Origin of the sequence: Pedococcus ginsenosidimutans, assembly GCF_039544395.1 — a bacterium.
Lineage (GTDB): Bacteria > Actinomycetota > Actinomycetes > Actinomycetales > Dermatophilaceae > Pedococcus > Pedococcus ginsenosidimutans.
Genome location: NZ_BAABLO010000001.1, coordinates 818608 through 842478, shown reverse-complemented (window position 1 = coordinate 842478; position 23871 = coordinate 818608). Strand labels below are relative to the sequence as shown.

Below are 23871 nucleotides of genomic sequence, written 5' to 3'. Positions count from 1 at the left end.
CCAAGACCCAGGCCGTCACCTCCAACCTGACCGGCGCCCTGGCCGGCCAGACCGACAGCCGCAACGTCCACATCGGCCCCTCGGACTACGTCGCCTGGCTCGACGACCGCAAGTGGGCCTACGTGCGCCTCGAGGGCCGCGCGTTCGGCGACGTCCCGCTCAACCTGGAGTACAAGCTCGAGGTCTGGGACTCCCCGAACTCGGCCGGCATCATCATCGACGCCATCCGCGCGGCCAAGATCGCCAAGGACCGCGGCATCGGCGGCGCCCTCATCAGCGCCTCCTCCTACCTGATGAAGTCCCCGCCCGTGCAGCGCGAGGACACCGAGGGCCGCACCCGGCTCGAGGCCTTCATCGCCGGCACCGAGGAGCGCTGACCCCAGCACTCCCCGTAGCCAGAAGGGGCACCACCCGTCCGCGGGTGGTGCCCCTTCTGCCGTCCCCCTCCCCCGACTCCGGTGGGCCAGGGGTGGGTCAGCGGGCGGTCCGGCTGAACAGGGGACGGACGTCGACGTCCGAGCGCAGCCGCCGCCAGAGGTCGGCCTGTGCCCGCAGGTCGCCGCGCACCTCGTCGGCTGCGCGGAAGAAGCCGGCGGCGTCCTCGTCGGACGGCTCGCCCGGCCCGAAGACGTGCGCGTCGGCCCGGCGGGCCAGCGGCAGGGTGTCGACCGGCCCACGCAGTGCGCGCGCCTGTTCGAGGCGGGTGGCGCGGTGCGGGGGCCGGTGGCCGTAGGAGCGCGCGCTGGCCATGAGGTCGGCCCAGGTCCACGCGACGCGGGTGGCGGTGGGGCCTCGGGTGGCGTGCCGACGGCGACGCCAGGACTTCAGCGCGCGCACCAGCCAGTAGAGCGCGGTGAGCACGAGCAGGGGCAGCAGGACGTAGAACACGAGCCACCGCACCCACCACGGCCAGCTCGAGGGGTCGAGCAGCTTCTTCGGGGGCTTCTTGAGGTTGGTGGCGTTCTGGGCCTGGTCGGGTCCCTGGAGCACGCTCGGCGGGCTGAGCCCGGCCGGCGGGGGCACCAGCGCCCCGACCTTGCGGTCCTCGACCTTGGTCTGCAGCTCCCGCGGCTTCTTGTTGCGGTCGGGCAGGAAGCTGTCCTTGAGCACGGGCACCCACGTCCCGAGGCTGTCGCGGACCTCCACCCAGGCGTGCACGTCCTCGCCGGTGACGGTGCCGCTCGCGGGCATGATCGCGCCCATGACGACGCGGGTCGGGATGCCGAGCCGGTTGCCGACGAGGGCGAGGGTCGCGGCGTACTGCTCGTCGTTGCCGGCCAGCTGCGCCAGCCCGGTGAAGCGCGAGAGCCGGCCGATGCTGTGCCCGGGCAGGTAGTAGCGCTCGACGGAGTTCTTCGTGCCGCCGTCGGTGTAGGCCCCCTCGCCCTGCATCACCTTGGCCACGGCGCGGAACTGCGCCCACGGGTCCGGGGCGTCGCCGGTCCAGGCGTCGAGCTTGGCGTCGAGGAAGCCGGTGTCGACGTCCTCGACCAGTGACCCGGCGTCGACGCCGAGCGAGGCCGGCATCGTCGCGGGCGTCGGCGGCACGAAGGCGGTGAAGGTGTAGGAGTCGCCGCCCTCGAGGCGTGCCGGGACCAGCGCGGTGTTGGTGTCGATGTTGAGCCAGAGCCTCGAGGCGAGCTCGTCCTCGCGCCGACCGCCGAACCTGACCCCCGTCACGGTGCCGGCCGTCGGCAGCCACACGTCGCCGTACCCACCCTCGGGCACGGTGACCTCCACGGTGGTGCGGCGCCCGGGGCCGCGGGTGGACACGCTCTCCCCCACCTGCTGGAACGAGGCCCCGGCGGTGGCGGTCCCGGTGTTGGCGCGGTCGGACGCGCCCCAGACCGAGCCGTCGTAGGAGTCGAGGGTGGCGAAGCGCAGCGGCGTCCCGGCCGGCAGGCCGCTCACCTGGAGCAGCGGTGTGTGCCAGAGCTTCGCGGGGTTGGGCTCGGTGTACCGGCGGAACCCGGCCAGCGGGCTCGGGTACGCGGCCACGTCGATGGGTGGGACGACGTAGGACCTCGCGACGAGACGGGTGGTGGAGCCCCCACCGGGCAGGTGCGGGCCCACGAGGTAGCCGGCGAGCAGGGCCACGCCGACGAGCGCGGCGCCGATGCCCTGCCGGGTGCGCTGCCCGGAGCCGTTCTGCAGCCGCGAGCGCGAGCGCGCCGCCCGGACCACCATCCAGCCGATGCCGAGCACGGCGAAGACCGCACCCTGGACGGCGAGGGCGGCCGGTTCGAGGGTGCCCAGCACGATGACCAGCGCGAGCACCGCGAGGGGGGCGACGAGCACGGCGTACGGGGTGCGCCAGCGCCGCGCCACGGCGTAGGTGAGGCACCCGCCGAGCAGGGCCACGAGCAGCGGCAGGGCGAGGAGCTCGGCGGTGGAGTCGACGGGCGGGAGCAGCGTCACCAGCCGCTTCCACCCGTGCACGCTGGTGTCGGCGAGGTCGGCGAACGTCCTCCCGCTGGGCAGCACCCCTCCGACGAGGTCGCGGCGCACGGCCAACGGCCCGCCGAGCAGGAGGTAGAGGACCGCCACGACGGCGAGGGGCACCGCGAGAGGCAGGCGCAGCGCGCTGGTGACGTGCGTGACGAGGATGCCCAGGAGCAGCCCGACCGCCGCCGGCAGCACCCAGGCGGCACCGGCGAAGTCGGTGCGGAACCCCACGAGGGCCACACCGACCAGCGCCGCCGTGAACGCGGCGTCGACCAGGGCGTCCCGGGTCGGCCGGAGCGCGCCGCCCTGCTGCCCCGCGGCGACCCGTGCGCGGGTGGCGGTCCACGAGCTGCGGGTGCGCGTGCGACCGGGGGCCGTCGCGTCCCGGGAGGGCCCGGTGGTGTCGTCGGGGCGCGGGCTCATGCCAGCACCCCGCTGGCGAGGACGGCCCGCAGGTCTTGGATGCGGCGGATGTTGAGGCGGGTGATGTCGCCGAGGTGCTGCACGCCGGTCCGCTCGAGGGCGTCGACGGTGAGCACGACCTTGGTGACCTCCACCTCGAACTGCGCCAGCGCCCGCTGGGCCTCGATGAAGGGACGTCGTGGACCGGTGAGCAGGACGACGACCGAGGTGTCCGGGGCCAGCGCGTGGGCCTCGGTGCACCGGCCGAACACGTCCGACGGCCCCAGCTCGACGCGGGCCAGGGCGTCGAGGGTCAGGGCGGCCGTGGTGCGGGAGGCCGTCTCGCCGCGGCACACCACGGTCGTGTCCTGCTCGTCGCGGATCGCGCGCAGGGCCAGTGACGCCGCAGCGCTGATGACGGTCTCCGCCTCGTCCTCCCCGCCTTCGTACTGCTCCGGGTCGGCGTCGACGACCAGGCACAGGTGGGAGCGGCGGGTGTCGAGGAACTGCCGCACCAGGAGCCGGCCGGCCTTGGCCGACGACCGCCAGTGGATGTAGCGACGGTCGTCGCCGGGCTGGTACTCGCGCAGGGCGTGGAAGGCGAGGTCGGACATGGACAGGTCCTGGGTGGTCTCCCCCTCGAGGTCACGCAGCAGGCCGGCGCCCAGGCTCTCGAGGGAGACCGTGCGCGGGTGGACGTAGAGGTCGGTGACGTCGGTCCAGCGCTCGGTGCGCCGCACGAGCCCGAGGGGGTCGCCCTGGACGGTGCGCGCGGGGCCGACGGGGATGACCCCGCGACGGTGCGTGGGCACGACGAACAGCTCCTCGTGCTCCTTGCCCGCCCCGAGCGCCGGCAGCGTGAACCGGGCGGCGGACACCCCCACCGGGAGCTCGACCAGCAGAGGCAGCATCCCGCGCCGGGAGGCGTTGGTGACGGTGATGCGACCGGTTGCGGGCTCGCCGACGCTCACGCGTACCGGTTCCAGCTCGGTGCTGATGGCCACCCGGGTGCGGCCGACGGCCAGGAGCACGCAGCACAGGAGCAGCGCGAACGCGGCGGCGGCGATCATCAGCCACTCGGTCCAGCCGGTGAGGCTGCCCACGACCCAGCCCACGACCCCGAGCACCAGGACGGCCCAGCCGAGGGGCGAGACCCAGCGCAGGAAGCCCAGCACCGGTGACCACGCCGGGCGGGTCCGGTCGCGCAGCCGCAGCACGCGGTCCCTGACGCCCTCGGGGACCGCGGGCACGGTCAGCCCGCCCGCTCCGGTGAGGCCGGGGACGCGCACGGCCGGCAGCCGCAGCGCCGGCAGGGACCAGCCCCGTCGGGCACCCTCGCGTCCGGCACCCTCGCGCGGGCCACCTCCGCGTCGGGCACGGCGGGGTACGGCGCGGTCGGTCCGCCGCCCCGGTCGCCGGTCGGCGGACCGTCCCGTGCGCAGGTCGGCGCGACGGACGGTCCGCTCCTCCTCGGGTGCGGGACCGTCCGGGTCGGGCCCGGTGGGTGAGCTCATGGTTCCTTCGGGGCTCAGGCGGCGCGCTCGGCGGGCGGCGCGACCTCGCCGAGGATCTGGGAGATGACCTGGTCGACCGTGGTGCCGGCGAACTGCGCCTCCGCGGTGAGCAGCAGCCGGTGGCACAGCACCGGGTTCGACAGCATCTTGATGTCGTCGGGGATGACGTGGGTGCGCCCCTGGCTGGCCGCCCAGGTCTTGGCGCAGCGCACGAAGGCGAGGCACCCGCGCACCGACAGCCCGAGCTTCACCGAGACGTGGCGGCGGGATGCCTCGGCGATCTGCGAGATGTAGGCGAGGATCGCCGGGTCGACGTGCACCTCGTCGGCCAGCGCCGCCATGTCGGTGACGACGCTGCTCGTGACCACGGCGCCGAGCGCGCCGGCCCGGTCGCGGACCTTGGCGTCGGCGAGGACGGCGACCGTCGCCTCGAGGTCGGGGTAGCCCAGCGAGGTCTTCATGAGGAACCGGTCGAGCTGGGCCTCGGGCAGCCGGTAGGTGCCGGCCTGCTCGATCGGGTTCTGGGTGGCGATGACCATGAAGGGGCGGCCGGCCTCGTGCCGCACGCCGTCGATGGTGACGTGGGCCTCCTCCATGACCTCCAGCAGCGCGGACTGCGTCTTGGGGGAGGCCCGGTTGATCTCGTCGGCGAGGACGATGTTGGCGAAGATCGGCCCGGGGTGGAAGTCGAACTTCTGGCTGCTCGGGTCGTAGATCGTCACGCCGGTGACGTCGCTCGGGAGCAGGTCGGGCGTGAACTGGATGCGGGTGTTCGTGCCCTTCACCGTGCCGGCCAGCGCCCGCGCGAGCTGCGTCTTGCCGGTGCCGGGGAAGTCCTCGAGCAGGATGTGCCCCTCGGACAGCATGCAGGTCAGCGCGAGGCGGATGACGTGGTCCTTGCCGAGCACGGCCTTCTCGACGTTCTGCACCATCTGGGTGAACGCCTGCTCGAACCACCGGGCCTGCTCTGGGGTGACGCTCATCGGGTGGTGCCTCTCGTGTCTGCGGGTGGTACGGGCTGGGCGGGGACCTTCACCATTGGAGGCTCCCCGTGTCGCTCTGTCCGGTCCTGGAGCAGGTGGCGCTCACGGTGTCGCCGGTCTGCCCGAAGAAGTTGTTGCTCTCCTTGGTGGCGTTGCCGCCCATGCTCATGGACGTCCAGCCCCTGACCGTGGCCCCGTTCTTGCGGAAGCTGCAGGTCACGTTGCCGCCGAAGTTCGCCGTGCGTACGGCGATCCAGTAGCAGTTGGAGCTGGTACAGGAGCCGGTGCCGACGCAGGCCCGCTGTGAGCAGGACTTCCCCTTGAGCACGGTGACGGTGGGGCCGGCGTCGGTGTGGCCGCTGACCCCCGCCCCCGGGGAGCGCCCTGAGTCCACCGCCACCGCGTACACCGTGACGGAGTAGGTGGTGTCGAACTTCGCCTCGGTGTGCGACCACGACCGGGCGCTCGCGCCCAGCGTGGCCAGCCTCGTGCCGCCCCGGTAGACCTGGAACTGGGTCGCCGCGCGACCGTTCTGGCTCCACGACCACTTGTAGGTGATCGTCCTGCCGCTGGCCGTGTACCCCGCCGAGCGCGGCGCGTTCGTCGGGCCGTACGGGTGGATGGTCACCCCGGCAGACCAGGGCGAGGGGCGTCCGGCGGTGTTGATGCCGCGGACCTTGAGCGTCTGCGACCCCGTGCCCAGGTTGGCACCGATGGTCAGCGTCGGGGTCACCCTGCCCTCCGGGCAGCTGCAGGCGACCGAGCCGCTGCGGCCACCGCTGGTCCACTCCACGCGGGAGTAGCCGTTGGCGTTCGACTCGTTCAGCTGGACGGTGAAGGTCGCGCCGTAGTTGGCCTTGGGGGTCTGCGCCTTCAGGCCGGTCGGCGTCTGCGGGTAGCCGGTCGGCTTGATCGAGGACGTGTTGGTCCGCGGCGACTCCTTGGAGGCGCCGTTGGTCGCGGTGACGGCGTACGTGTAGGTCGAGCCGCTGTAGGGGACGTTGGAGTCCGGGTAGGACGTGCTGTCGGGCGAGGCGCGGCCGACCTCCGACCACGGGCCGCTGTCGGTGCGCCGGTAGACCGTGTAGCGCACGAGGTCGGGACCGTTGGGCGACACCGGGTTCCACGACACGCGGACGGTGGTCGACGAGCTTCCCGCGGCAGGAGTGGGCACCGTCAGGCCAGGTTTGCCGACGGCCGGCGGGGTGCCGGCGGACTGGAGCTCGACGACGGGGCCGTAGGGACCGGCGCCGAGGTCGTTGCGGGCCCGGACGGACACCTTCTGCTTGTCGTTGTTGGTCAGCCCGGAGATGGAGGCGCGGAGGTTGTCGCCCCCGGCGACCGAGACCGTCCGGGCGACCCCGGTCGTCGCGTCCTGGAACTTCGCGACGTACCCGGTCACGGCGCTGCCCTTCTGGGCGGGCTTGGACCAGGTCACGGTGAGCGTGCCGTCACCACGGGACACCAGGCTCACGCCGCTCACGGGGTTGGGCAGGGTGTCGGGACGGACCGGGCCGGCCTGCGCGCTCGGCGGGCTGTCGCCGACGGCGTTGGTGGCCACGACGGTGAAGTAGTAGGGCTCACCGTCCTGGAGTCCGCTGATCGTGCACGGTGAGGCGGTGCACCGGACCGACGTCGCCCCGGGCCCGCGGCCCCTGACCGTGTAGCTCGTGATGGGGCTGCCGCCGTCGAAGGCCGGTGGGTTCCACGAGACACGGGCCGTGCCGCCGTTGACGCGGTCGGCGACGGCGCCCACCCCGGTCGGCGCGAGCGGCTTGCCGAGCACGCTGACTGTGCCGCGCCCCACGGCGTTGCGGCCGGGTCCGTCCGAGACCGAGACGGCGACCGAGCCGGTGCCGGAGGCGTCACCGGAGGCGCTGACCGTGAGGGTGCAGCCGCTGAACCGGGTCGTGAGGCCCTTCCCACTTTCGATCCGCGCCGAGCCGATCGAGCACGTCGGCTTCTCCAGCGGCGAGTCGAGGTAGGAACGCAGGTCGACGGCCTGCGACGAGCCGGCCCGGAGACCGGCCACCGCGAACGGTCGCACCCGCGGCGGTGGGGCGGTGGGCAGTGGGTCGCCGTTGCGGTCGGTCACCTGCTCGGTGGGGTCGTTGGACAGGCCGAGCACGTTGACGCGCAGGTAGGAGACGGCACCGCCCTTGGGCTGGATGCGGACACGCCCGTTGGTGCTGCTCGGGGCATCGGCACCGGCCCGCAGGTCGACCTCGCGGCCACCCTCCCCGTTCTGGGACAGGTCGACGCCGCGGGACTGCGGCTCCCACCTGGCCTCGAACGCGACCTTGTCGAGGGTCAGGCCGGGAGGGAGCCAGGCGTGGCAGAGGGTCGGGATGTCGAGCTGGCGAGGGCGTCCCGCGGCGACGAGGGACACGGCGAAGTCGGGACAGGAGAGCAGGGGCACCTTGGGGCCGATCTGCACCGGGATCGAGACGTACGCGGTGCGGAAGTCCTTCTGGTCCACCGACTCCTGGTCGGTGACCTCGACCATCACCGCACCGGGACCGACGTAGCCGTGGGACGACGTCAGGGTCAGCGAGTTCTTGCCCTCGTTGGCCGCTGCGAGGTCGTCGGACGGTGACGCGCTCAGGGTGTCGGGGGTGGTGATGCCGATGACCCGTCCACGCGGCGACTTGACGTAGTCGCCGAGCGCCACGGTCCTGGTCGAGTCGGGGTCCATCTCGATGAGCGCACCGCTGACGACGTACGGCAGGCCGTGGTCGCCGGTCGGCACGTAGACCAGGGCCATGGCGGTCTGGCCGTCCTCGTCGGTGATGACGTAGGGCACCGTGTAGGGGTGGTCGAGCACCTCGACCCGGACGTGGTTGTCCTCGATGGTGGCGTGGGTGGACAGCACCGACCTCACCGTCAGCTGGCTCGCGTCGCCGTCGACGTCACGGTCGTTGGCGAGGACGTCGACCAGGGTGGTCGTCTCCCCCGGCTTCGGCTTGGCGGTGTCGTCGACGGCGACCGGCCGGTTCTTGAAGCCGGCCACGGGGCGCACCGTGATGGTCGACCGCGACGGGTCGAAGACACCGTTGTCGATGCCGTAGGTCAGCGTCTGCGCGCCGGCCTTCACCTCGGGCACGGTCCGCCGGAACGTCGACGACGCCGTGTCGACCTTCCAGCCGGAGAGCGCCTCGGCACTGTTGAGGTCCTTGTACTGCAGGTCGACCGAGTCGCCGCGCGCGATGAGGTCGTTCTCGGTCGGGTCGACCGTCACCGTCTTGCCCGGGGCGGCGCGCACCTCGTCGAGGACGGCCACCGGCGGCTGGGGGTCGCCCGGGGCGACGACCCCGATGCGCACGAACCCGGTGCTCTTGCCGCCGAACCGGTCGGCCACCGTGTAGTGGAGCACCTCGGTGCCACCGGCCCTCGGGTAGGCCTCGTACTTGATGGTGGAGGCGCCGATGCCCGTGACCCGGCCCAGGCCGAGGTCGAGCGCCTGGCCGTTCTCGCCGGCGATGCCCTGCACGGTGACGCTGTCGCCGTCGGGGTCGACCCCCGTCGTCGGCACCGTGATGGTGAGTGGCTCGCCGGCCACCACGCTCGCCGAGAAGCTCTTGGCCACCGGCGCCTGGTTGGGGTTGGCCGTCCCGGGCAGCGGCTTGACCGTGACCGTCACCCGGCCGCTGCGTGACTTGCTCTCGTCGCCGATGGGGTACGCGGCGTACTCGATGGTCACCGTGCGCTCGGTCGTGACGGGGGTCCGGACGTCGGGGACGTAGCGGATGAGGTTGCCCGAGGCGAAGGCGTTCTGCGGCTGGCCGCGGCCCAGCACCTTGACGCTCGCGGGGTCGAGGACGAGCGGGATGCCCTCGGCCATCGAGTCGTTGTCCAGGACCGGGATGCTCACGCTGTCCTGGTCGCGCACCACGGCGGTGTCGTCCTGGATGATCGGCAGGGCCTTGGGGTCCGACGGCCGCTGGGTGACCGTGAGCTCGCCCGTGGTCGCCTTCCTCCCGTCGCTGACGGTGTAGTGGACGGTGCCGGTGCGGGGCCTGGTGCCACCGGTGAACGGGTCGAGCGCCTCCACCCGGACCCAGCGCCCCTGGTAGATCGAGGGCCGCAGCCACTGGTCGGCAGAGTCGACCGAGACGCTGCGCGTCACGAGCACGTCCGCGCGGGGCGAGTAGTCGTTGGCGAGGACGTCGGCCATGACCGGGGTCTGGTCGCGGACCGTCGTCGAGTCCGGCACCGCGACCGGCGGGGCGTCGGGGTCGGGGTCGTCGATGAGGTCGACGCGGATCCGCCCCGGGGCGACCCCCTGGCCCACCTGCGCCGCATACGTCAGCTCGTAGGTGCCCTTGCTCGCCCCAGTGATGGTCACGACGCCGGTGTCGAGGTCGCTCTGGACGTCGAGCTGGCTGGTCGCGCGCACCTCGGTGGCCAGCCGCATGCGGGCATCAGGCTCCTCCGGGTCGGCGCCGGCGATGTCGTTGCCGAGCGGCTCGACCTGCAGCGGCTTGCCCACGACGCCCCGGACCACGTCGGGCTGCGTCTGGGGGGCGCGGAACTTGCTGCCCGCCCCCAGCACGGCGAGGGTGACCTTGCCCTGGGTGGTCCCGCCCCGGCCGTCGTCGGCGACGTAGGGCACCGCCTGGGAGCCGGCCTTGCTGCCCGCCTGGACCACGAGGCGGCCCAGGCCGTCGACGAGGCTCCCCTCGCCGGCGGGCTGGATCGTCACCTGGTCGTTCTCGGGGTCGCGCCAGTCACCGACCACCTGGACGGGCAGCCGGCCGCCGGCCACGACCGGGTACGGCGTGGTCGTGAGCCTGGCGCCGCCCTCGCGGACGAACGGCGGGGCGTTCTCGGCGTCGTCGACGACCGTGACGGTCACGGTGGCCCTCGGGTGGGCGGCGGCGGTGCCGTTGTTGACCTGGTAGGAGAAGGAGAAGGACTTCGCCTGCGGGTGCTGGGGCACGGACACGTCGACGGACTGGCCGTCGCCGGACACCGTGGCGGTCACACCCGCGGACTCGGGCTGGGTGACCTCACCCGGGGCGATGGCGAGGATGGCCCCGGCGCTGTCGGTGTCGTTGTCGAGGACGTGGAGCTTGGACGTGCGCCCCGGGCGGACCTTGAGGTTGTCGGGCTCGGCCTTGGGCGGCTGCGGCGTCGTCGTGTCGTCGACGACGTTCTTGTCCTTGTTCTGCGACTTGTCGTCGGCCTTGCTCGGGGGGATCACCGAGTCCCAGTTGTCGACCTTGACCGGCTTGGAGTCCAGGTCCCAGGCGTTGCCCGTGTCGAGGTCGTTGAGCACGATGAGGTTGCGGTTGGTGCGCAGCTTCATGCCGTCGGTGAGGGGGACGTCCGCGGGGCGCTCGAGGATGCCGGCCGTCACGGCCTGGTCCTGCCCGCAGTTGGCGCCGTAGTAGGCCCGCGCGGTCTGGGCCCAGGCTGCGTGGACGCAGTCGCCGAGCCGTACCGGTCGTGACACCTTGGGCTGCTCGGCCCCCGGCCCGACCTCGCTGGGCACCCGGACGCCGCCCTGGCCGGGGTCGCCGTCGAGCCCGACCAGCTTGAGCTCGGTCGTGGTCTCGAGCGCGACCGAGCCCGAGGCCGGACCGGGCTGCTGCAGGGCTGCGTACGCGAGGCCGCCGGCGCGGTCGGCGCCCCCGGGCACCGGCTTGTCGAGCCCGTGGGCGAAGACCTGGTCCTCACGGGGGTCGTAGACGACCCAGCGGGTGCCGACGGCCGTGATGTCGACGGCGGGTGCCTGCACGCCGAGCTTCTCGGTGACCGGCGGCCCGAACCCGGTGCCGAGGGCCGGCAGGGAGACGACCGTCCCCTTGGCCCCGGAGACGACGTGCACCCCACCGGAGGTGTCGACCGCGAGCGCCGCCACACCCCCGACCGTGGCGATCGGCTTGGCCGTGGGCGACAGGGTCAGGCCCGACAGCGGGGCGCGGGGGCTGACCCGCTGGGCCCAGACCTTGCCGGTCGCCGGGTCGACCATGGCCAGGGTGCCGCCACGCAGGTCGACGGTGGCGGGCACGTACTCACCGCCCACCGCCTTGGCCTGCGGGGGCGCCTGCACCGCCGACGCCGAGTCGAGCCGGCCGGTGACCGGGTCGATGGGGACCACCTGGTTGGTCGCCCGCGTGAGCCCCGCGACGGCCGCACCGTCCTGGAGCAGGTCGAGCCCCGAGCCCGGCGCGACGTTGGCCTGGATGCCCGCGTCGAACTGCCGGGCCGCCTTGTTCATCCGGGCGAACTGGCTGAAGTTGCTCGCGGAGACCCAGACGCCGCCGTCGTTGAGGTCGGCCTCGTGGACGGTTTCGCCCCTGGACTGGACCGCGAAGAAGGCAAGGCTGGACGCGGCCAGCGCCACGACGACCCCTGACGCGACCCCTGCGCGCCGGCGTGTCACCGGACTCATCTCCTAGGTCCCCCGTGGTGGTGCGGTCGCGTCGTGCGGGTGAGTCGTCCCCGCACCGGTGGTGTCGTGGTCGAGCGCGTCGAGCAGGGCGAGGTCGGCCTCGGTCACCAGCCGGGTCGACAGGGCGTGCTCGACCAGGCGGGCCTTGCGGTTGCTGGCGAGCTTCCCCGGCCCACCGTGCAGTCCACGAGTACCAGCATCGGCGAGCTTTTGACAGACATTGTCCAGTTTTCGGTTGAACTTCGTGACCTTCCAGCCCAGCCGCGCAGCTGCGTCCGCCGACGACGGGATCTGGCCGGGAGCTGAGTACGACCGCCGCAGCAGCCCCTCGCAGAGGGCGACCATGAGCAGCTTCTGGTCGGGGGTGAACGTCACGCGCCCGACCGTCGTCTCACCCGTGGTGTCGTCCTCGGCGACGTCCTCGGTGCCGGTCGCCGTGAAGGCCGGGGTGTCGACGATGATGTCGAAGTCGTAGGTCGTCGGGCCGGCGGTGAACCACACGGTGAACCGCTCGAGCGCGAGTGGGATCCGGGCACCGGGGTTGAGCCACGCCTGGAACAGGCCCTTCTTGTCGGCCACCGTCGCGGTGAGGGTGGTGCCGACGTTGGTGAGCCACCAGAGGCCGCCGTCCTCGACCACCTGCAGGAAGCTGCGGTGGAGGAACGGGTTGTCGTCGATCTCGACGTCGCCGGTGCGCCCGATGGTGAGCGGCGTCCCCTTCGCGGCGGCGAACTCCTCGCCGCAGAACTCGACCGTCACGCCCCCAGTGCTCACTTCGCCCTCCCGCACGTCGCTGCCGAGTACTCCGAGGTCGGACCGCTGCGGTTGACCTGCACCTGCGCGCACACCTGCTTCCCCTTGGGCACCTTGACCGTGAAGGTCGCGTCCCTGAGCGGTCCCTTGCCGACCGCGGCACCCAGCCCGCTCGTGTCGCCCGCGGTGCGGACGAAGAACGTGTCGGCCTTCTCGGGCGCGAGGTAGGTCCACGTGAAACGGACCGCGCCCGCGACGGGCACCGCCTCGAGGGTGGGCGTGCTCGGCACGTCGAGGGCGAGGTCGTCGCTCTGGCTCGCCACGGTCTTCGGGGTGTACGACGGCTCCCCTGCACCGCCCCGGCCGAAGAGCTGCGACGCCAGGAACACGACGGCCACGACCACCACGGCGATCGCCGCGAGCGTGACGGCGGGGTTGCGGCCGGCGGCCGGTGCAGCCGTGGGCTCCTCGGTGGGGGTACGCGTGCCGAGCCGGTCGCGGCTGACCGTGCCCCCGGCGTCGGGCAGGTCGGGGGCTGGGCGCTCGTAGGTGGCGTGCGTGCCTGCCGCCGCGACACCTTGGGCGCCGGTGACCGCGGTCGTGCCGCCCACCGACCGCGGTGGGCGTGGCGGGGCGGCCGGCGCCTGGCCCTGGACGGACTGCGGGGCCCGGACGCGGGTGCGGTCGTCGTCCGCCCCGGGCGCCGGGGCGCTCTGGTCGGCGAGGGTGGTCTGGCCCTGCTCGTCGAGGACGACGATGGCGGTGCGGGAGAAGCGCTGCTCCTGCTCGATCTCCTGCAGGGAGCGCGCGAACGCCAGCGCGCTCTGCGGCCGGGCGTCGGGGTCCTTCGCCATCGCCTGGGCCAGCAGTCGCTCGAGGGAGGCAGGCACGTCCGCCCGCCCGGTGGGCGGCACGGGTGCGGTGCGGATCCTCGGCATGAGGCCGTAGGCGGAGTTGTCGCCGCCGGGCACCTCGAACGGGGAGCGCCCCACGAGCAGCTGCCACAGCGTGGCGGCGAGGGAGTAGACGTCGGCCCTGGCGTCGCCGTTGGACTGGCCGAACAGCACCTCCGGCGGCGCCCACGGGACGCTGACGCCCACGTCGTCCTCGTCGTCGTCCGCGGCGCCGTGTCCGAGCTGGCCGGCGATGCCGAAGTCGGTGAGGCCGGGCGCCCCGTACTGGCTCACGAGCACGTTGGCGGGCTTGATGTCCCGGTGGGTGATGCCCGCGCGGTGCGCGGTCTCGACCGCGCTGGCGAGCTGGATACCCGTCCGGAGCACGTCCTCGACGCCGAGCCGCTCGGTGCGCGAGCGCATCGCGAGGTTGGGCGGCGGGTAGTACTTCATGACCAGGTAGGGGCGGCCGTCGGTGGACGTGCCCGACCGGAACACCTGGACGATGTAGGGGTGGTCGGCGAGCTGGGCCATGGTGTCGGCCTCGTCGCGGAACTGGCGCCGGATCGCGTCGGTGAGCCCCTCGCCCTTGAGCACCTTCACCGCGACCCGCATGCGCGGCATCTGCTGCTCGTAGAGGTAGACGTCCGCATAGCCACCGGACCCCACGAGCTCGCGGAAGACCAGCCCCTCCAGCTCGGGAGGGGTCGCCACGGTCACGACGGCACCTCGTAGGTGAAGGTGACCTCGTCGGCCATGCCCACCACGGTGCCCGGCTCGACCACCTGGCTGTCGCTGGGCCGCAGCCGCACCGGCTGCTGCCCGGGCAGCGCCACGGTGGTGCCGTTGGTGGAGCCGAGGTCGCGGACGAGCACGTGCCAGCCCTCGAGGACGATCTCCACGTGGTTGCGGGAGATGTCGTTCTCGCGGCTGACGACGCGCACGAGGTGGGGTCGCTGGGCCGGGGGCAGGTCGGCGTTGACCCTCGGCGCGCGGCCGAGCAGCACCCCCCGGTCGAGGGTCACGACGTCGCCGGTGGACAGGCGGAGCGTCCCGAGCGGCGGCCGGGGCGTCTGGAACGGCTGCTGCGGCGGGATGTCGCGGTCGCAGACCCGGCAGGTCACCGCGTGCGGGGGGCTCGGGTGGCCGGCGGGGCACAGCACCGCGAGCACGATCGGCCCGCGCGGGATCGAGCCGGTGGCGGTCACCGGCAGGCTCGCGCGGTCGACGGTGGCCGACTCCACCTCGGGGGCGGCCGTGTCCTGCGGCGCCTCCGGCGGGGGCGGGGTCGGGTCCGACGGGACGCCCGCTCGAGCGGGGGGCGCCGGCGGGGCGGCGACCGCGTCGGCACTCGTGGTGCCGCTGCGTCCGGGCATCTGGACCGGCGCCTCGGCGGGCTGCGCCCCCCAGCCCTGCACATCCGGGCGCGGCTCGACCGGCGGGGACGCGGGTGCGGGCGCCGGGGACGGTGCGGCCGCGACGGGTGGGGTCGGTGCGGGTGGGGTCGGGACGGCGGGCACCACCGGCACCTGCGTGGTCGGGGTGGCCGCCGGGGCGGGGTCGTCGGCCGGGGCCACGTTGCTGCCGCCGCGGCGCCACGGGACCGACTCGATCAGCCCGCTCCCGGGGGCCGGTCCACCTGTAGCCGGCTCCTTGACGGGGGCGTCGGCCGGCGGGTTGGCAGGGCGCCCCTGCTGGGTGTGCTGCGGCGGCGGGAGGGTGTGCTCCGTGGGCCGCGGGTCGGGCTGCGCCGGGGGACGGTCGACCCCGGCGGCCTCCTCCATCGGGACCCGGCCGATGGGTGGCTCCTGCAGGGTGCCGGTGTCGTGGTCGGGCAGGAACGGCGGGGAGCCCGTCGAGCCGGGTGCGCCGAAGAGGTAGTCGTACCCCGGCACGTCCTGCACCGACGGCGCGTCCTGCGCCCCGGAGTCGGTCGCCGCGCCGGCGGGCGGGGGTCCCCCGCGTCGCAGGCGGGCCGGCAGCTGCCACCCCTTGGCGCCGCCCGGGGAGCTCAGCTCGCCGTCGGGGAGGGACGTTCCCTGCGGCGCGGGGAGCGGCTCGCCCGAGTGCAGGATGAGCACGGTGGTCCCGTCCGGGGCGTCCTCGTCGGCCCACGGACCCCGCCGCGCCGCGCGGATCTCGACCTCACCGTCGGGGGTCGGCATCACGGCGTACGCGGTGCCGCGGGCCACGACGCGCACGGGCGCACCGTCCTGGACCGCCACGAAGTCCGGTGTGGTGCGCACGCCGTCGCGGGTCAGGGCGTCGAGCAGGTCGTCGAGCTCGCCCGACCCAACCGCTGCGCGGGCGCGCACGACGACGTCGTCGGAGTCGCTGCCGCGCACGAGGGCGAAGACGCCACCGGCCGAGATGGCGGACCATCCCGGCTGGTCGGGGGCGTGGAAACGGACCTCCGTCACGTCGCGGTCCTCCTGACCTCGCTGCGCGGCGCGGTGTCGACGTCGAGGTCGTCCGCGTCGTCGTCGCGGCGGTCGAGCGCCACGACCACCACGGTGACGTTGTCGCGGCCGCCGGCGTCGACGGCCGCCTCGACGAGCGCGGTGGCGGCACTGCCGGGGTCGTCGTGCTCGGCGAGGACCGCCGCGATCTCCCGGTCGCCGAGCTCGCCGTTGAGGCCGTCCGAGCAGATGATGAACCGCTCCCCCACGTGGGGCGGGAAGACCCACAGGTCGACGGCGGGCATGGTGTCGGCGCCCAGCGAGCGGGTCACGACGTTGCGCAGGGGGTGGCGGGCCGCCTCGGCCTCCGTGATGAGCCCGGCGTCGACGAGCTCGCGGACCTCCGAGTGGTCGACGGTCACCAGCTGCAGGCGCCCGTCGACGAACCGGTAGACCCGTGAGTCGCCGACGTTGAAGACGGCCCAGTGGGTGGACCCGCCGGCGCTGACGACGGCGAGCCCGGCGGCGGTCGTCCCCATACCCGTCTGCTCGGGGTGGCGCGCCACCGACCGCAGGATCCGGGCGTTGGCCTCGGTGAGCGCGGCGACCAGGTCGTCGCGGACCAGCACGGTGCGCTCGGACAGCCCGCGCAGGCACTCGACGACGATCGCGCTCGCCACCTCACCCGCCGCGTGGCCGCCCATCCCGTCGGCGACGGCGAAGACCGCGCCGTCGGTGGTGAGGTCGTCCTCGTTGTGGCCACGGACGCGGCCGACGTCGGTGGCCGCGCCGACGCGCAGCGCGAGGCCGGACAGGTGCACCTCCCGGGTGCTCACCGGGTCACCCGGACGGTCTGCATGAGCTCCTGGATGGTGGCGTACTCGTCGGCCACCTGCGGGCCACCCACCGAACCGGTCACCTGGATCAGGTCGACCACCTGGCCTCGCCGGGCCCCGGCGAACAGGTGGGCCTGGACCACGTCGCCGACCTGCTCGTCCGTCCACGACACGTTGACGCCCACGAAGGGAACGGTGTCGATCTCGACCTCGAAGGGGTCGTCCATCTCACCGTCGGGCCGCTCGCCCACGAACGCCTTGAGCTCGGCGAGCGCCCGGCCGATGGTGAACTCCGCCGAGCGCGTGAACCCGCGGACGACCAGGTTGGGGGCGAACGTGCCCACCTGCTCCGCCCGTCGCGCCGCCAGCAGCGTGCCGGGGACCCGCACCGGCGACCACCCGTCCGGGATGTCGACGGTGACCGAGGGCGGGCCGGGGAACTGCTCGCTCGGGTACTTCAGGGTGGGCATCGGGACCTTTCGGGGTGCTCAGTGGCCAGCGGCCTGGCCGACGACCGCACCGGCAAGGCTAGGTGCGGCGCAGACCGGCTCCCATGGGGAGCACTCCCCATCACCCACCCTGCCGACACGGTCGGGCCAAGGCTCCCACAGGAGGGCAAACCGGGAAACCTCGACAGTCCGGTCAGACCCGCGCCCCTCAGTCGGCGACACCGCGCAGCGCCGCCAGCGTCGTCGGCACGTCGTCGACGACCACGGCGTCGACGCCGGCCCGCACCAGCTCGCTGGCCACCTTCGCGTCGGGGCACCACGCCACCACCTCGAGGCCGGCCTCGTGGGCCACCCGCACCGAGTACTCCGCGGAGCGGAAGGTGGGTGAGTGGTCCATGGCGTTGGGGCCGAAGGAGGACCAGTGGGCGGCGACACCGTCGACACCGAGGTGCCTGGCCGCCGGGATGGCCTTGCGCAGCGGGAAGCCGATCCACGTGAGAAGCGCCCGGGGGACGTCGGGGGCGACCTCGTGCAGGACGAGGAGCGCAGCCGGGTCGAAGGAGGACACGAGGAGCGGCCGCCTGGCAGCCTCGGCGACGACGACCGGACCGAGCAGGGCGGCGGTGGTCGAGCCCCGGGGGCGCAGGGCGTCCTCGAGCGAGGTCTTGAGGTCGAGGTTGACGCCGGTTCCTGCGGGGAGGGCGTCGAGGACCTCGCCCAGCGTCACCGCGCCGAGCTCCCGGGCCCGGTCGAGGGTCAGGTCGGCGACGAACTCGGCGCCGCCGAGCGTGGGGTAGTGCCCCACGACGAGCGCGTCGTCACCGGTGCGCCGGACGTCGAGCTCCACCCAGCGGAGCCCGCTCTGCGCCGCCGCCAGGATCGAGCCGAGCGAGTTCTCGGGGTGGCCGTCGACGGTGTCGCGACCCAGGCCCCGGTGCCCCAGGACCGTGGGACGCCCCCCGAAGACCCTCACGCCTCGCCGGGTCCCGTGGACTCCGGCTGCTGCGCCCACCACTCCCGCAGGGCCGCCTCGGCGGCGTCCCGGCCGATGGGGCCCTGGTCCATGCGCACCTCGAGGAGGAAGGAGTAGGCGCGCCCCAGCACCGGGCCCGGCCGGATACCCAGCACGTCCGCGATCTCGTTGCCGTTGAGCTCCGGGCGCACCTTCGCCAGCTCCTCGGCCTCCTGCAGCGCGGCGATGCGCACCTCGAGGGCGTCGTACGTGGCGGACAGCCGCGCCGCCTTCCTCGCGTTGCGGGTCGTGGAGTCGGAGCGGGTCAGGCGGTGCAGCCGCGGCAGGAGGGGGCCGGCGTCGGTGATGTAGCGGCGCACGGCCGAGTCGGTCCACTGCCCGTCGCCGTACCCGTGAAAGCGCAGGTGCAGCTCGGTGAGCCGGGCCACCGCCTTGACCGTGTCCTTGTCGAAGCGCAGCGCCTTGAGCCGCTTCGACGCCAGCTTGGCGCCGACGACCTCGTGGTGGTGGAAGGAGACGCCGCCGCCGTCCTCGAAGCGCCGCGTCGCGGGCTTGCCGATGTCGTGCAGCAGCGCTGCGAGGCGCAGCCAGAGGTCGGGCCCGGGGACCGACTCGGGCGGGCCGCCCGGGGGACCCTCGAGGGCGATCGCCTGGTCGAGCACGGTGAGCGAGTGCTCGTAGACGTCCTTGTGGCGGTGGTGCTCGTCGATCTCCAGCCGCAGCGCGGGGAGCTCGGGCAGCACCTGGTCGGCCAGCCCGGACTCCACGAGCAGCCGCAGGCCGGGGCGGGGCGTGGGGGCGAGGAGCAGCTTGGTCAGCTCGTCGCGCACCCGCTCGGCCGAGACGATGCCGATCGAGGGCGCCATCTGCACCATCGCGGCACGCACCTGCGGCGCCACGTCCACGCGGAGCTGGGCGACGAACCGGCAGGCCCGCATCATCCGCAGCGGGTCGTCGCCGAACGAGAGCTCTGGCGTCCCCGGTGTGCGCAGCCGGCGTGCGGCGAGGTCGGCCAGGCCGCCGTACGGGTCGACGAACTCCATCGAGGGCAGCCGCAACGCCATCGCGTTGACGGTGAAGTCGCGGCGCACGAGGTCGTCCTCGAGGTTGTCGCCGAACGCGACCACGGGCTTGCGGGTCTCGCCGTCGTACGCGTCCGCGCGGTAGGTCGTCACCTCCACCGTGTGCCCGCCGCGGCGGGCGCCGATGGTGCCGAACTCCCGGCCGATGTCCCAGTGCGCCTCCGCCCAGGGGCGCAGCACGGCCAGCGTCTGGTCGGGCGTGGCGCTCGTCGTGAAGTCCAGGTCGGGGGACACCCGGCCGAGGAACGCGTCGCGCACCGGACCGCCGACCAGGGCCAGCTCGTGGCCCGCCGCGGCGAAGAGCCCACCGAGCTCGGTGAGCAGCGGCACGACGGGTGCGAGGTGGGCGGTGGCCTGTCGCATCAGCTCGGGCAGCGGGGCCGACGTGGGGTCGGCCTGCGGCTCGCGGGGATCAGCGGTGGACACGAGGGACAAGCCTAGGCGCTCGTTAGAGTGGCCGGGTGAGCTCCCCTGCGCGCGACCCCGAACGGCTGGTCCCCAGCCGTCCGAGGCTGCCCGCGGTGGAGGAGCGCTCGGCCGGCGGCATCGTCGTCGACATCCACGACGGGGTCGCCCGGATCGCCGTGATCGCGCGCCGCAACCGGGCCGGGCGGATCGAGTGGTGCCTGCCCAAAGGTCACAGCGAGGGCTCGGAGACCCTGCCCGAGACCGCCGCCCGCGAGGTCGCCGAGGAGACCGGTATCGAGGGCCGCGTCCTGACCGAGCTCGGCACCATCGACTACTGGTTCGCGACCCACGACCACCGCGTCCACAAGTTCGTCCACCACTACCTCCTCGAGGCCACCGGCGGGCGGCTCACCATCGACAACGACCCCGACCACGAGGCCATCGACGTCGCCTGGCTGCCGCTGCGCGAGGCCCACGAGCACCTCACCTTCCCCAACGAGCGCCGCATAGCCCGTCAGGCCTGGCACCGTCTGGCCGGAGACGGGTGATGGCCCGGTCCCCGATATGCCGCGTGCTCGCCGCGGCAGTGCTCACCCTGCCCGCGGCCACAGTCGCGGTCCCGGGGGCGTCGGCCGACCCCGCACCCGCCGCCGGGGCCGCTGCCGCGCTGCCCTCGGTCCGCCCTGCCGCGTCCGCCGGCGGCGCCACCCTCCAGCTGACCGCCATGAGCCCCGCCGTGGTCACCCCGGGCGACACCCTCACCGTCACCGGGACCCTCCGCAACGACGGCACCACGCCGCTCAACCGGCCGCTCGTGCGGGTCGTCGCCGGCAGCTACCCGGCGGCCCCCGACGCACGCCAAGCGGTGCGCGACTGGGCGGCCGCCACCGGGCCGGCGCAGGGCACGGTCGTCGGCCAGGCCCGGCTGGCCGGGACGGTGGCGCCGGGCACGGCCGCGGCGTTCCGCGTCAAGGTGACCGGCCTCGCGAGCCTGCGCACCGACGCGACGTACGGTGCGCTGCCCCTGAGCGTGGAGTCGGGGGCGAGCGCGGTACGGACCTTCGCCGGGTACCAGCGGATCAAGCAGTACCAGCCGATGTCCGTCGCGTTCGCCGTCCCGCTGACGCTCGACCCGGACCCCGACCTCTTCGGGGCCCCCGGCACTGCCCGGGAGAGCGCCTGGACCTCCGCGCTGAGTCCCTCCTCGCGCCTCAGCCGGGTGCTGGACGCCACCCAGGACGCCCCCGTCACCTGGGCCCTCGACCCGACGCTCACCCCGAGCCTGCTGCCCGCCCCGGCCGACACCGGGGCCACCGGCTCCCGGGAGAGCGCCCTGCGGACCGCCACCGAGCTGCGCATCACCTCCGCGTCCACGCTGCACACCCCGTGGGTGCTGCCCGACACCGACGCCGACCTCGGCGCCGTCGCGGGCCAGGGCAGCGCCGAGGGCCTCTTCGAGTCGTTGGTGGGGCGGTCCGCCGACGTGGCGGAGCAGATCCACGGCCGGGCCGACATCGCCTGGCCGGCTGACGGGACCTACACGGTGCGTGCCGAGACCGGGTTGCGCCGCCTGTTCCGGGTGCCCGCGCTGGCGGCCCAGGTCGCCTCGACCTCGGCCCTCCCCCCGGGGCTCGCCGGCCAGACACCGGGCGCGGCCCAGCGCAGCAGCACCGGCCTGCCGCTGCTCGCCTACGACGACTCGCTGAGCACGTTGCTCGGGCACACCCGGTCGGCGCAGGAGGGCGTGCTCAGCACCCAGCAGTTCGTGGCCGAGTCGGCCGCCCTGCTCAACGAGCTCCCCGGCACGTCCGGGCGCGCGGTCTTCGTCGCCGCCCCCCGGTCCTTCAACCCCGACCCCACCGCGGCCAAGAAGTTCCTGTCCACCGTCTCCGCTATCCCGTGGCTGACCCCCACCGGCACCGAGGCCGAGCTCGAGGCCGCGCGCCGTACCGCCCCCACCGCCGCGGCACCCGTGACGCGCCCCACGACCCCGGCAACCGCCACCAGCCGGCCGGTGCTCACGCCCTCCCGCATCAGCGACCTCGAGGGCACCCTGCGCACGGTGCGCGGCGTCGCGCAGATCCGCGACGACGGTGACGCGTTCGCCCGCACCTGGACCCGCGCCGCCGAACAGCTGGCCTCGACCCGCTGGCGCTCTGCCCCCACGGCCTGGAACACCCTGAGCGGCCGGGTCAACACCGCGACCCGGCAGACGACGACCGCCGTCAAGGTCGCCGCGGGCACCATCAACTTCCTCGCCGACTCCGGGCGCCTGCAGATCACCGTCACCAACGACCTCGACGTGCCGGTCGACAACGTCAAGCTCCTGGTGGAGGCGTCCAACCCGCGCCTGCGCATCGACAGCCAGCCCCCGGTGCTGCGCATCGGCCCGCACAGCCGGGCCACGGTCAGCGTCAGCGTCACCGCCCTCGCGGCCGGTCTCGTGCCCCTGCGCACCACCCTGACGACCCCCGACGGCACCGTGGTCGGACAGGGTGCCGACGTCATGGTCCGGGTCACCCCGACGGGCAAGTGGGTGTACGCGGCGCTGGGCGGGATCGCGGCGTTGATCCTCGCCCTCGGTATCGTGCGCACCGTCCGGCGCCGGCCGGACCGCGACGACCACCCCGTCCCCGACACCCACCCCGTGGAGGCTTCCGGATGAGCGACACCTCCCCGGAGGCGAGCGCCGAGGACCAGGCGCCCGAGGGGTCCCTCGCCCGCTCCAGCGCCGTCATGGCGGCCGGCACGATCGTGTCGCGGCTGCTCGGGTTCGCCCGGGCGGCGCTGCTCGCCTCGGCCGTCGGCATCGGCCTCGCCGCCGACACGTTCCAGGTGGCCAACACCCTGCCCAACCAGTTCTACCTGCTGCTCGCCGGGGGCGTCCTCAACGCGGTCCTCGTCCCGCAGATCACCAAGGCCTCGACCCACGCGGACGGCGGCGACCGGTTCGTCAACCGCCTGATCACCCTCTCGCTGGCCCTGCTGCTCGGCGCGACCCTGGTCGTCACCGCGGCGGCGCCGCTGCTGGTGCGGCTGTTCTCCCAGGGCTGGGGCTCGACGACCCTGGGCCTGGCCACCGCCTTCGCCCTCATCTGCCTGCCCCAGGTCTTCTTCTACGGCCTCTACACGCTGCTCGGCCAGGTGCTCAACGCGCGCGGCAGGTTCGCCGCCTACATGTGGGCCCCCGTCCTGGCCAACCTCGTCGGGATCGTCGGGCTCGTCTGGTTCCGCCTGGCGTACACCAAGAACGTCCCCGTCGAGCAGTGGACCGGCCCCATGGTCCTGCTCCTGGCGGGTTCCGCCACCCTCGGCGTAGTGGCCCAAGCCGTGGCCCTGTGGCTTCCGCTGCGCCGCATCGGGTTCCGCTACCGGCCCGTCTGGGGTTTCCGGGGCGTCGGCCTCGGTTCCGCCTCCCGGGTCGCCGTGTGGACGTTCGCCGCGGTCGCCGTGAGCCAGCTCGGGTTCATCGTGACGTCCAAGGTCATGACCCGGGCGGGCGACCTGCTCGCCGAGCGCCACGAGGTCGGGGCCGGCATCTCCGCGTACGGCTACGCCTTCCTTCTCTTCATGCTCCCCCACTCGCTGTTCACCGTCAGCCTGGTCACGGCCCTGTTCACCCGGCTGTCCCAGTCGGCGCACCGCGGTGACGACGCCGAGGTGGTGAGCGACCTCGGGCGCGGCCTCCGGATGCCGGCGGTGCTGCTCCTGCCCGCCACCGTGGCCGTCGGGGTGCTGGGGCCCCAGGTGGCCAGGGCGGCCTTCCCGGGCAACTCCCACGCAGAGACCATGGCGATCGCCGGGGTGATGGTGGCGATGATGACCGGGCTCGTCCCCTTCGGGTGGCTCTACCTCGTGCAGCGCGTGTTCTACGCCTACGAGGACGCGAAGACCCCGTTCCTTCTCCAGGTCCTCGTGACCGTGGTGGCCTGCGCCATCAACCTCACCGCCCTGGTCGCCGCGCCCTCTCGCGCGGGTGTGATCGTCGGGCTCGGCCAGACCGTCAGCAACCTGGCGGCTGCCCTGGTGGGCTTCGCGCTGCTGCGTCGCCGCCTCGGCCCGTTGCGGCTCGCGCCGGCCGTGCGCGTCTACGTGCGCCTGGCCGTCGCCTCCCTCGTGGCGGCTGTGCCCACGCTGGTCCTGGTGTGGCTGCTGGGCCGGCTCGGGGTGGACGCCGAACGCTGGTCCGGCGCCGCGGTCGAGCTGGCCCTGGGCGGCGGGGTGTTCGTGGCCGTCGCCCTGGGGGTGGCGCACACCCTCCGGGTCGAGGAGGTCGGGCAGCTGCTCGACCCGGTGACGCGACGGCTGCGTCGTCGCCCCGCCTGAGGGCCAGACCC

14 protein-coding genes and 1 pseudogene are annotated in these 23871 nt (G+C 73.9%); 4 read left to right on the top strand and 11 right to left on the bottom strand.

What is annotated here, in order from left to right; all coding sequences use genetic code 11:
* Window positions 1-377 (top strand): annotated as a pseudogene (locus ABEA42_RS04180) (inositol-3-phosphate synthase); the annotation flags it as partial.
* Window positions 378-474: 97 nt separating this feature from the next.
* Here ABEA42_RS04180 and ABEA42_RS04175 read toward each other — a convergent pair.
* From ABEA42_RS04175 to ABEA42_RS04125, 11 genes are all read right to left on the bottom strand, one after another.
* Window positions 475-2868: a transglutaminase domain-containing protein gene (locus ABEA42_RS04175; RefSeq protein ID WP_345501396.1), complete on the bottom strand. Its 2394-nt coding sequence runs from the start codon at window positions 2866-2868 to the stop codon at window positions 475-477.
* Window positions 2865-4361: a DUF58 domain-containing protein gene (locus ABEA42_RS04170; RefSeq protein WP_345501394.1), complete on the bottom strand. Its 1497-nt coding sequence runs from the start codon at window positions 4359-4361 to the stop codon at window positions 2865-2867. Before ABEA42_RS04170 ends, ABEA42_RS04175 begins: the two co-directional genes overlap by 4 nt.
* 14 nt (window positions 4362-4375) lie before the next feature.
* Entirely contained in the window at window positions 4376-5344 is a 969-nt protein-coding gene (locus ABEA42_RS04165) for an AAA family ATPase (RefSeq protein ID WP_345501392.1), read from the bottom strand.
* A gap of 49 nt (window positions 5345-5393) precedes the next feature.
* Window positions 5394-11732, bottom strand: a complete 6339-nt coding sequence (locus ABEA42_RS04160; RefSeq protein WP_345501390.1) for an Ig-like domain-containing protein — start codon at window positions 11730-11732, stop codon at window positions 5394-5396.
* A 12-nt stretch (window positions 11733-11744) separates the two neighbouring features.
* The gene (locus tag ABEA42_RS04155) at window positions 11745-12515 is read right to left on the bottom strand and encodes a hypothetical protein (RefSeq protein WP_345501388.1); all 771 of its coding nucleotides are present in this window, start codon (window positions 12513-12515) and stop codon (window positions 11745-11747) included.
* Window positions 12512-14107 (bottom strand): serine/threonine-protein kinase, encoded by a 1596-nt coding sequence (locus tag ABEA42_RS04150; protein WP_345501386.1) that lies wholly within the window; start codon window positions 14105-14107, stop codon window positions 12512-12514. Before ABEA42_RS04150 ends, ABEA42_RS04155 begins: the two co-directional genes overlap by 4 nt.
* A complete protein-coding gene (locus ABEA42_RS04145; protein ID WP_345501384.1) occupies window positions 14104-15807 on the bottom strand; it encodes an FHA domain-containing protein in 1704 nt (567 codons plus the stop codon). Before ABEA42_RS04145 ends, ABEA42_RS04150 begins: the two co-directional genes overlap by 4 nt.
* Complete coding sequence (locus ABEA42_RS04140; protein WP_345501383.1) at window positions 15804-16622, bottom strand: PP2C family protein-serine/threonine phosphatase; 819 nt, start codon at window positions 16620-16622, stop codon at window positions 15804-15806. The genes ABEA42_RS04145 and ABEA42_RS04140 overlap by 4 nt, the downstream gene beginning before the upstream one ends.
* Window positions 16619-17092: a hypothetical protein gene (locus ABEA42_RS04135; RefSeq protein ID WP_345501381.1), complete on the bottom strand. Its 474-nt coding sequence runs from the start codon at window positions 17090-17092 to the stop codon at window positions 16619-16621. Before ABEA42_RS04135 ends, ABEA42_RS04140 begins: the two co-directional genes overlap by 4 nt.
* A 187-nt stretch (window positions 17093-17279) precedes the next feature.
* Window positions 17280-18044 (bottom strand): glycerophosphodiester phosphodiesterase, encoded by a 765-nt coding sequence (locus ABEA42_RS04130; protein ID WP_345501379.1) that lies wholly within the window; start codon window positions 18042-18044, stop codon window positions 17280-17282.
* Window positions 18041-19489, bottom strand: coding sequence for a CCA tRNA nucleotidyltransferase (locus tag ABEA42_RS04125; RefSeq protein ID WP_345501426.1), 1449 nt, complete (start codon window positions 19487-19489; stop codon window positions 18041-18043). The genes ABEA42_RS04130 and ABEA42_RS04125 overlap by 4 nt, the downstream gene beginning before the upstream one ends.
* Before the next feature lie 98 nt (window positions 19490-19587).
* Here ABEA42_RS04125 and ABEA42_RS04120 point away from each other — a divergent pair, with 98 nt between their 5' ends.
* Genes ABEA42_RS04120 through murJ form a run of 3 tightly spaced genes read left to right on the top strand, consistent with a single transcriptional unit; the run spans window position 19588 to window position 23860 of the window.
* Entirely contained in the window at window positions 19588-20082 is a 495-nt protein-coding gene (locus ABEA42_RS04120; protein WP_345501377.1) for an NUDIX hydrolase, read from the top strand.
* Entirely contained in the window at window positions 20082-22199 is a 2118-nt protein-coding gene (locus ABEA42_RS04115) for a DUF6049 family protein (protein ID WP_345501375.1), read from the top strand. Before ABEA42_RS04120 ends, ABEA42_RS04115 begins: the two co-directional genes overlap by 1 nt.
* A complete protein-coding gene (gene murJ / locus ABEA42_RS04110) occupies window positions 22196-23860 on the top strand; it encodes a murein biosynthesis integral membrane protein MurJ (RefSeq protein ID WP_345501373.1) in 1665 nt (554 codons plus the stop codon). The genes ABEA42_RS04115 and murJ overlap by 4 nt, the downstream gene beginning before the upstream one ends.
* Window positions 23861-23871: the final 11 nt, after the last annotated feature.

Excerpts from the sequence above, each read along its gene's own strand:
- ABEA42_RS04175 (WP_345501396.1), bottom strand. The coding sequence starts at position 2,868 with ATGAGCCCGCGCCCCGACGACACCACCGGGCCCTCCCGGGACGCGACG.
- ABEA42_RS04170 (WP_345501394.1), bottom strand. The coding sequence starts at position 4,361 with ATGAGCTCACCCACCGGGCCCGACCCGGACGGTCCCGCACCCGAGGAG.
- ABEA42_RS04165 (WP_345501392.1), bottom strand. The coding sequence starts at position 5,344 with ATGAGCGTCACCCCAGAGCAGGCCCGGTGGTTCGAGCAGGCGTTCACC.
- ABEA42_RS04135 (WP_345501381.1), bottom strand. The coding sequence starts at position 17,092 with ATGCCCACCCTGAAGTACCCGAGCGAGCAGTTCCCCGGCCCGCCCTCG.
- ABEA42_RS04125 (WP_345501426.1), bottom strand. The coding sequence starts at position 19,489 with ATGCGACAGGCCACCGCCCACCTCGCACCCGTCGTGCCGCTGCTCACC.
- ABEA42_RS04115 (WP_345501375.1), top strand. The coding sequence starts at position 20,082 with ATGGCCCGGTCCCCGATATGCCGCGTGCTCGCCGCGGCAGTGCTCACC.
- murJ (WP_345501373.1), top strand. The coding sequence starts at position 22,196 with ATGAGCGACACCTCCCCGGAGGCGAGCGCCGAGGACCAGGCGCCCGAG.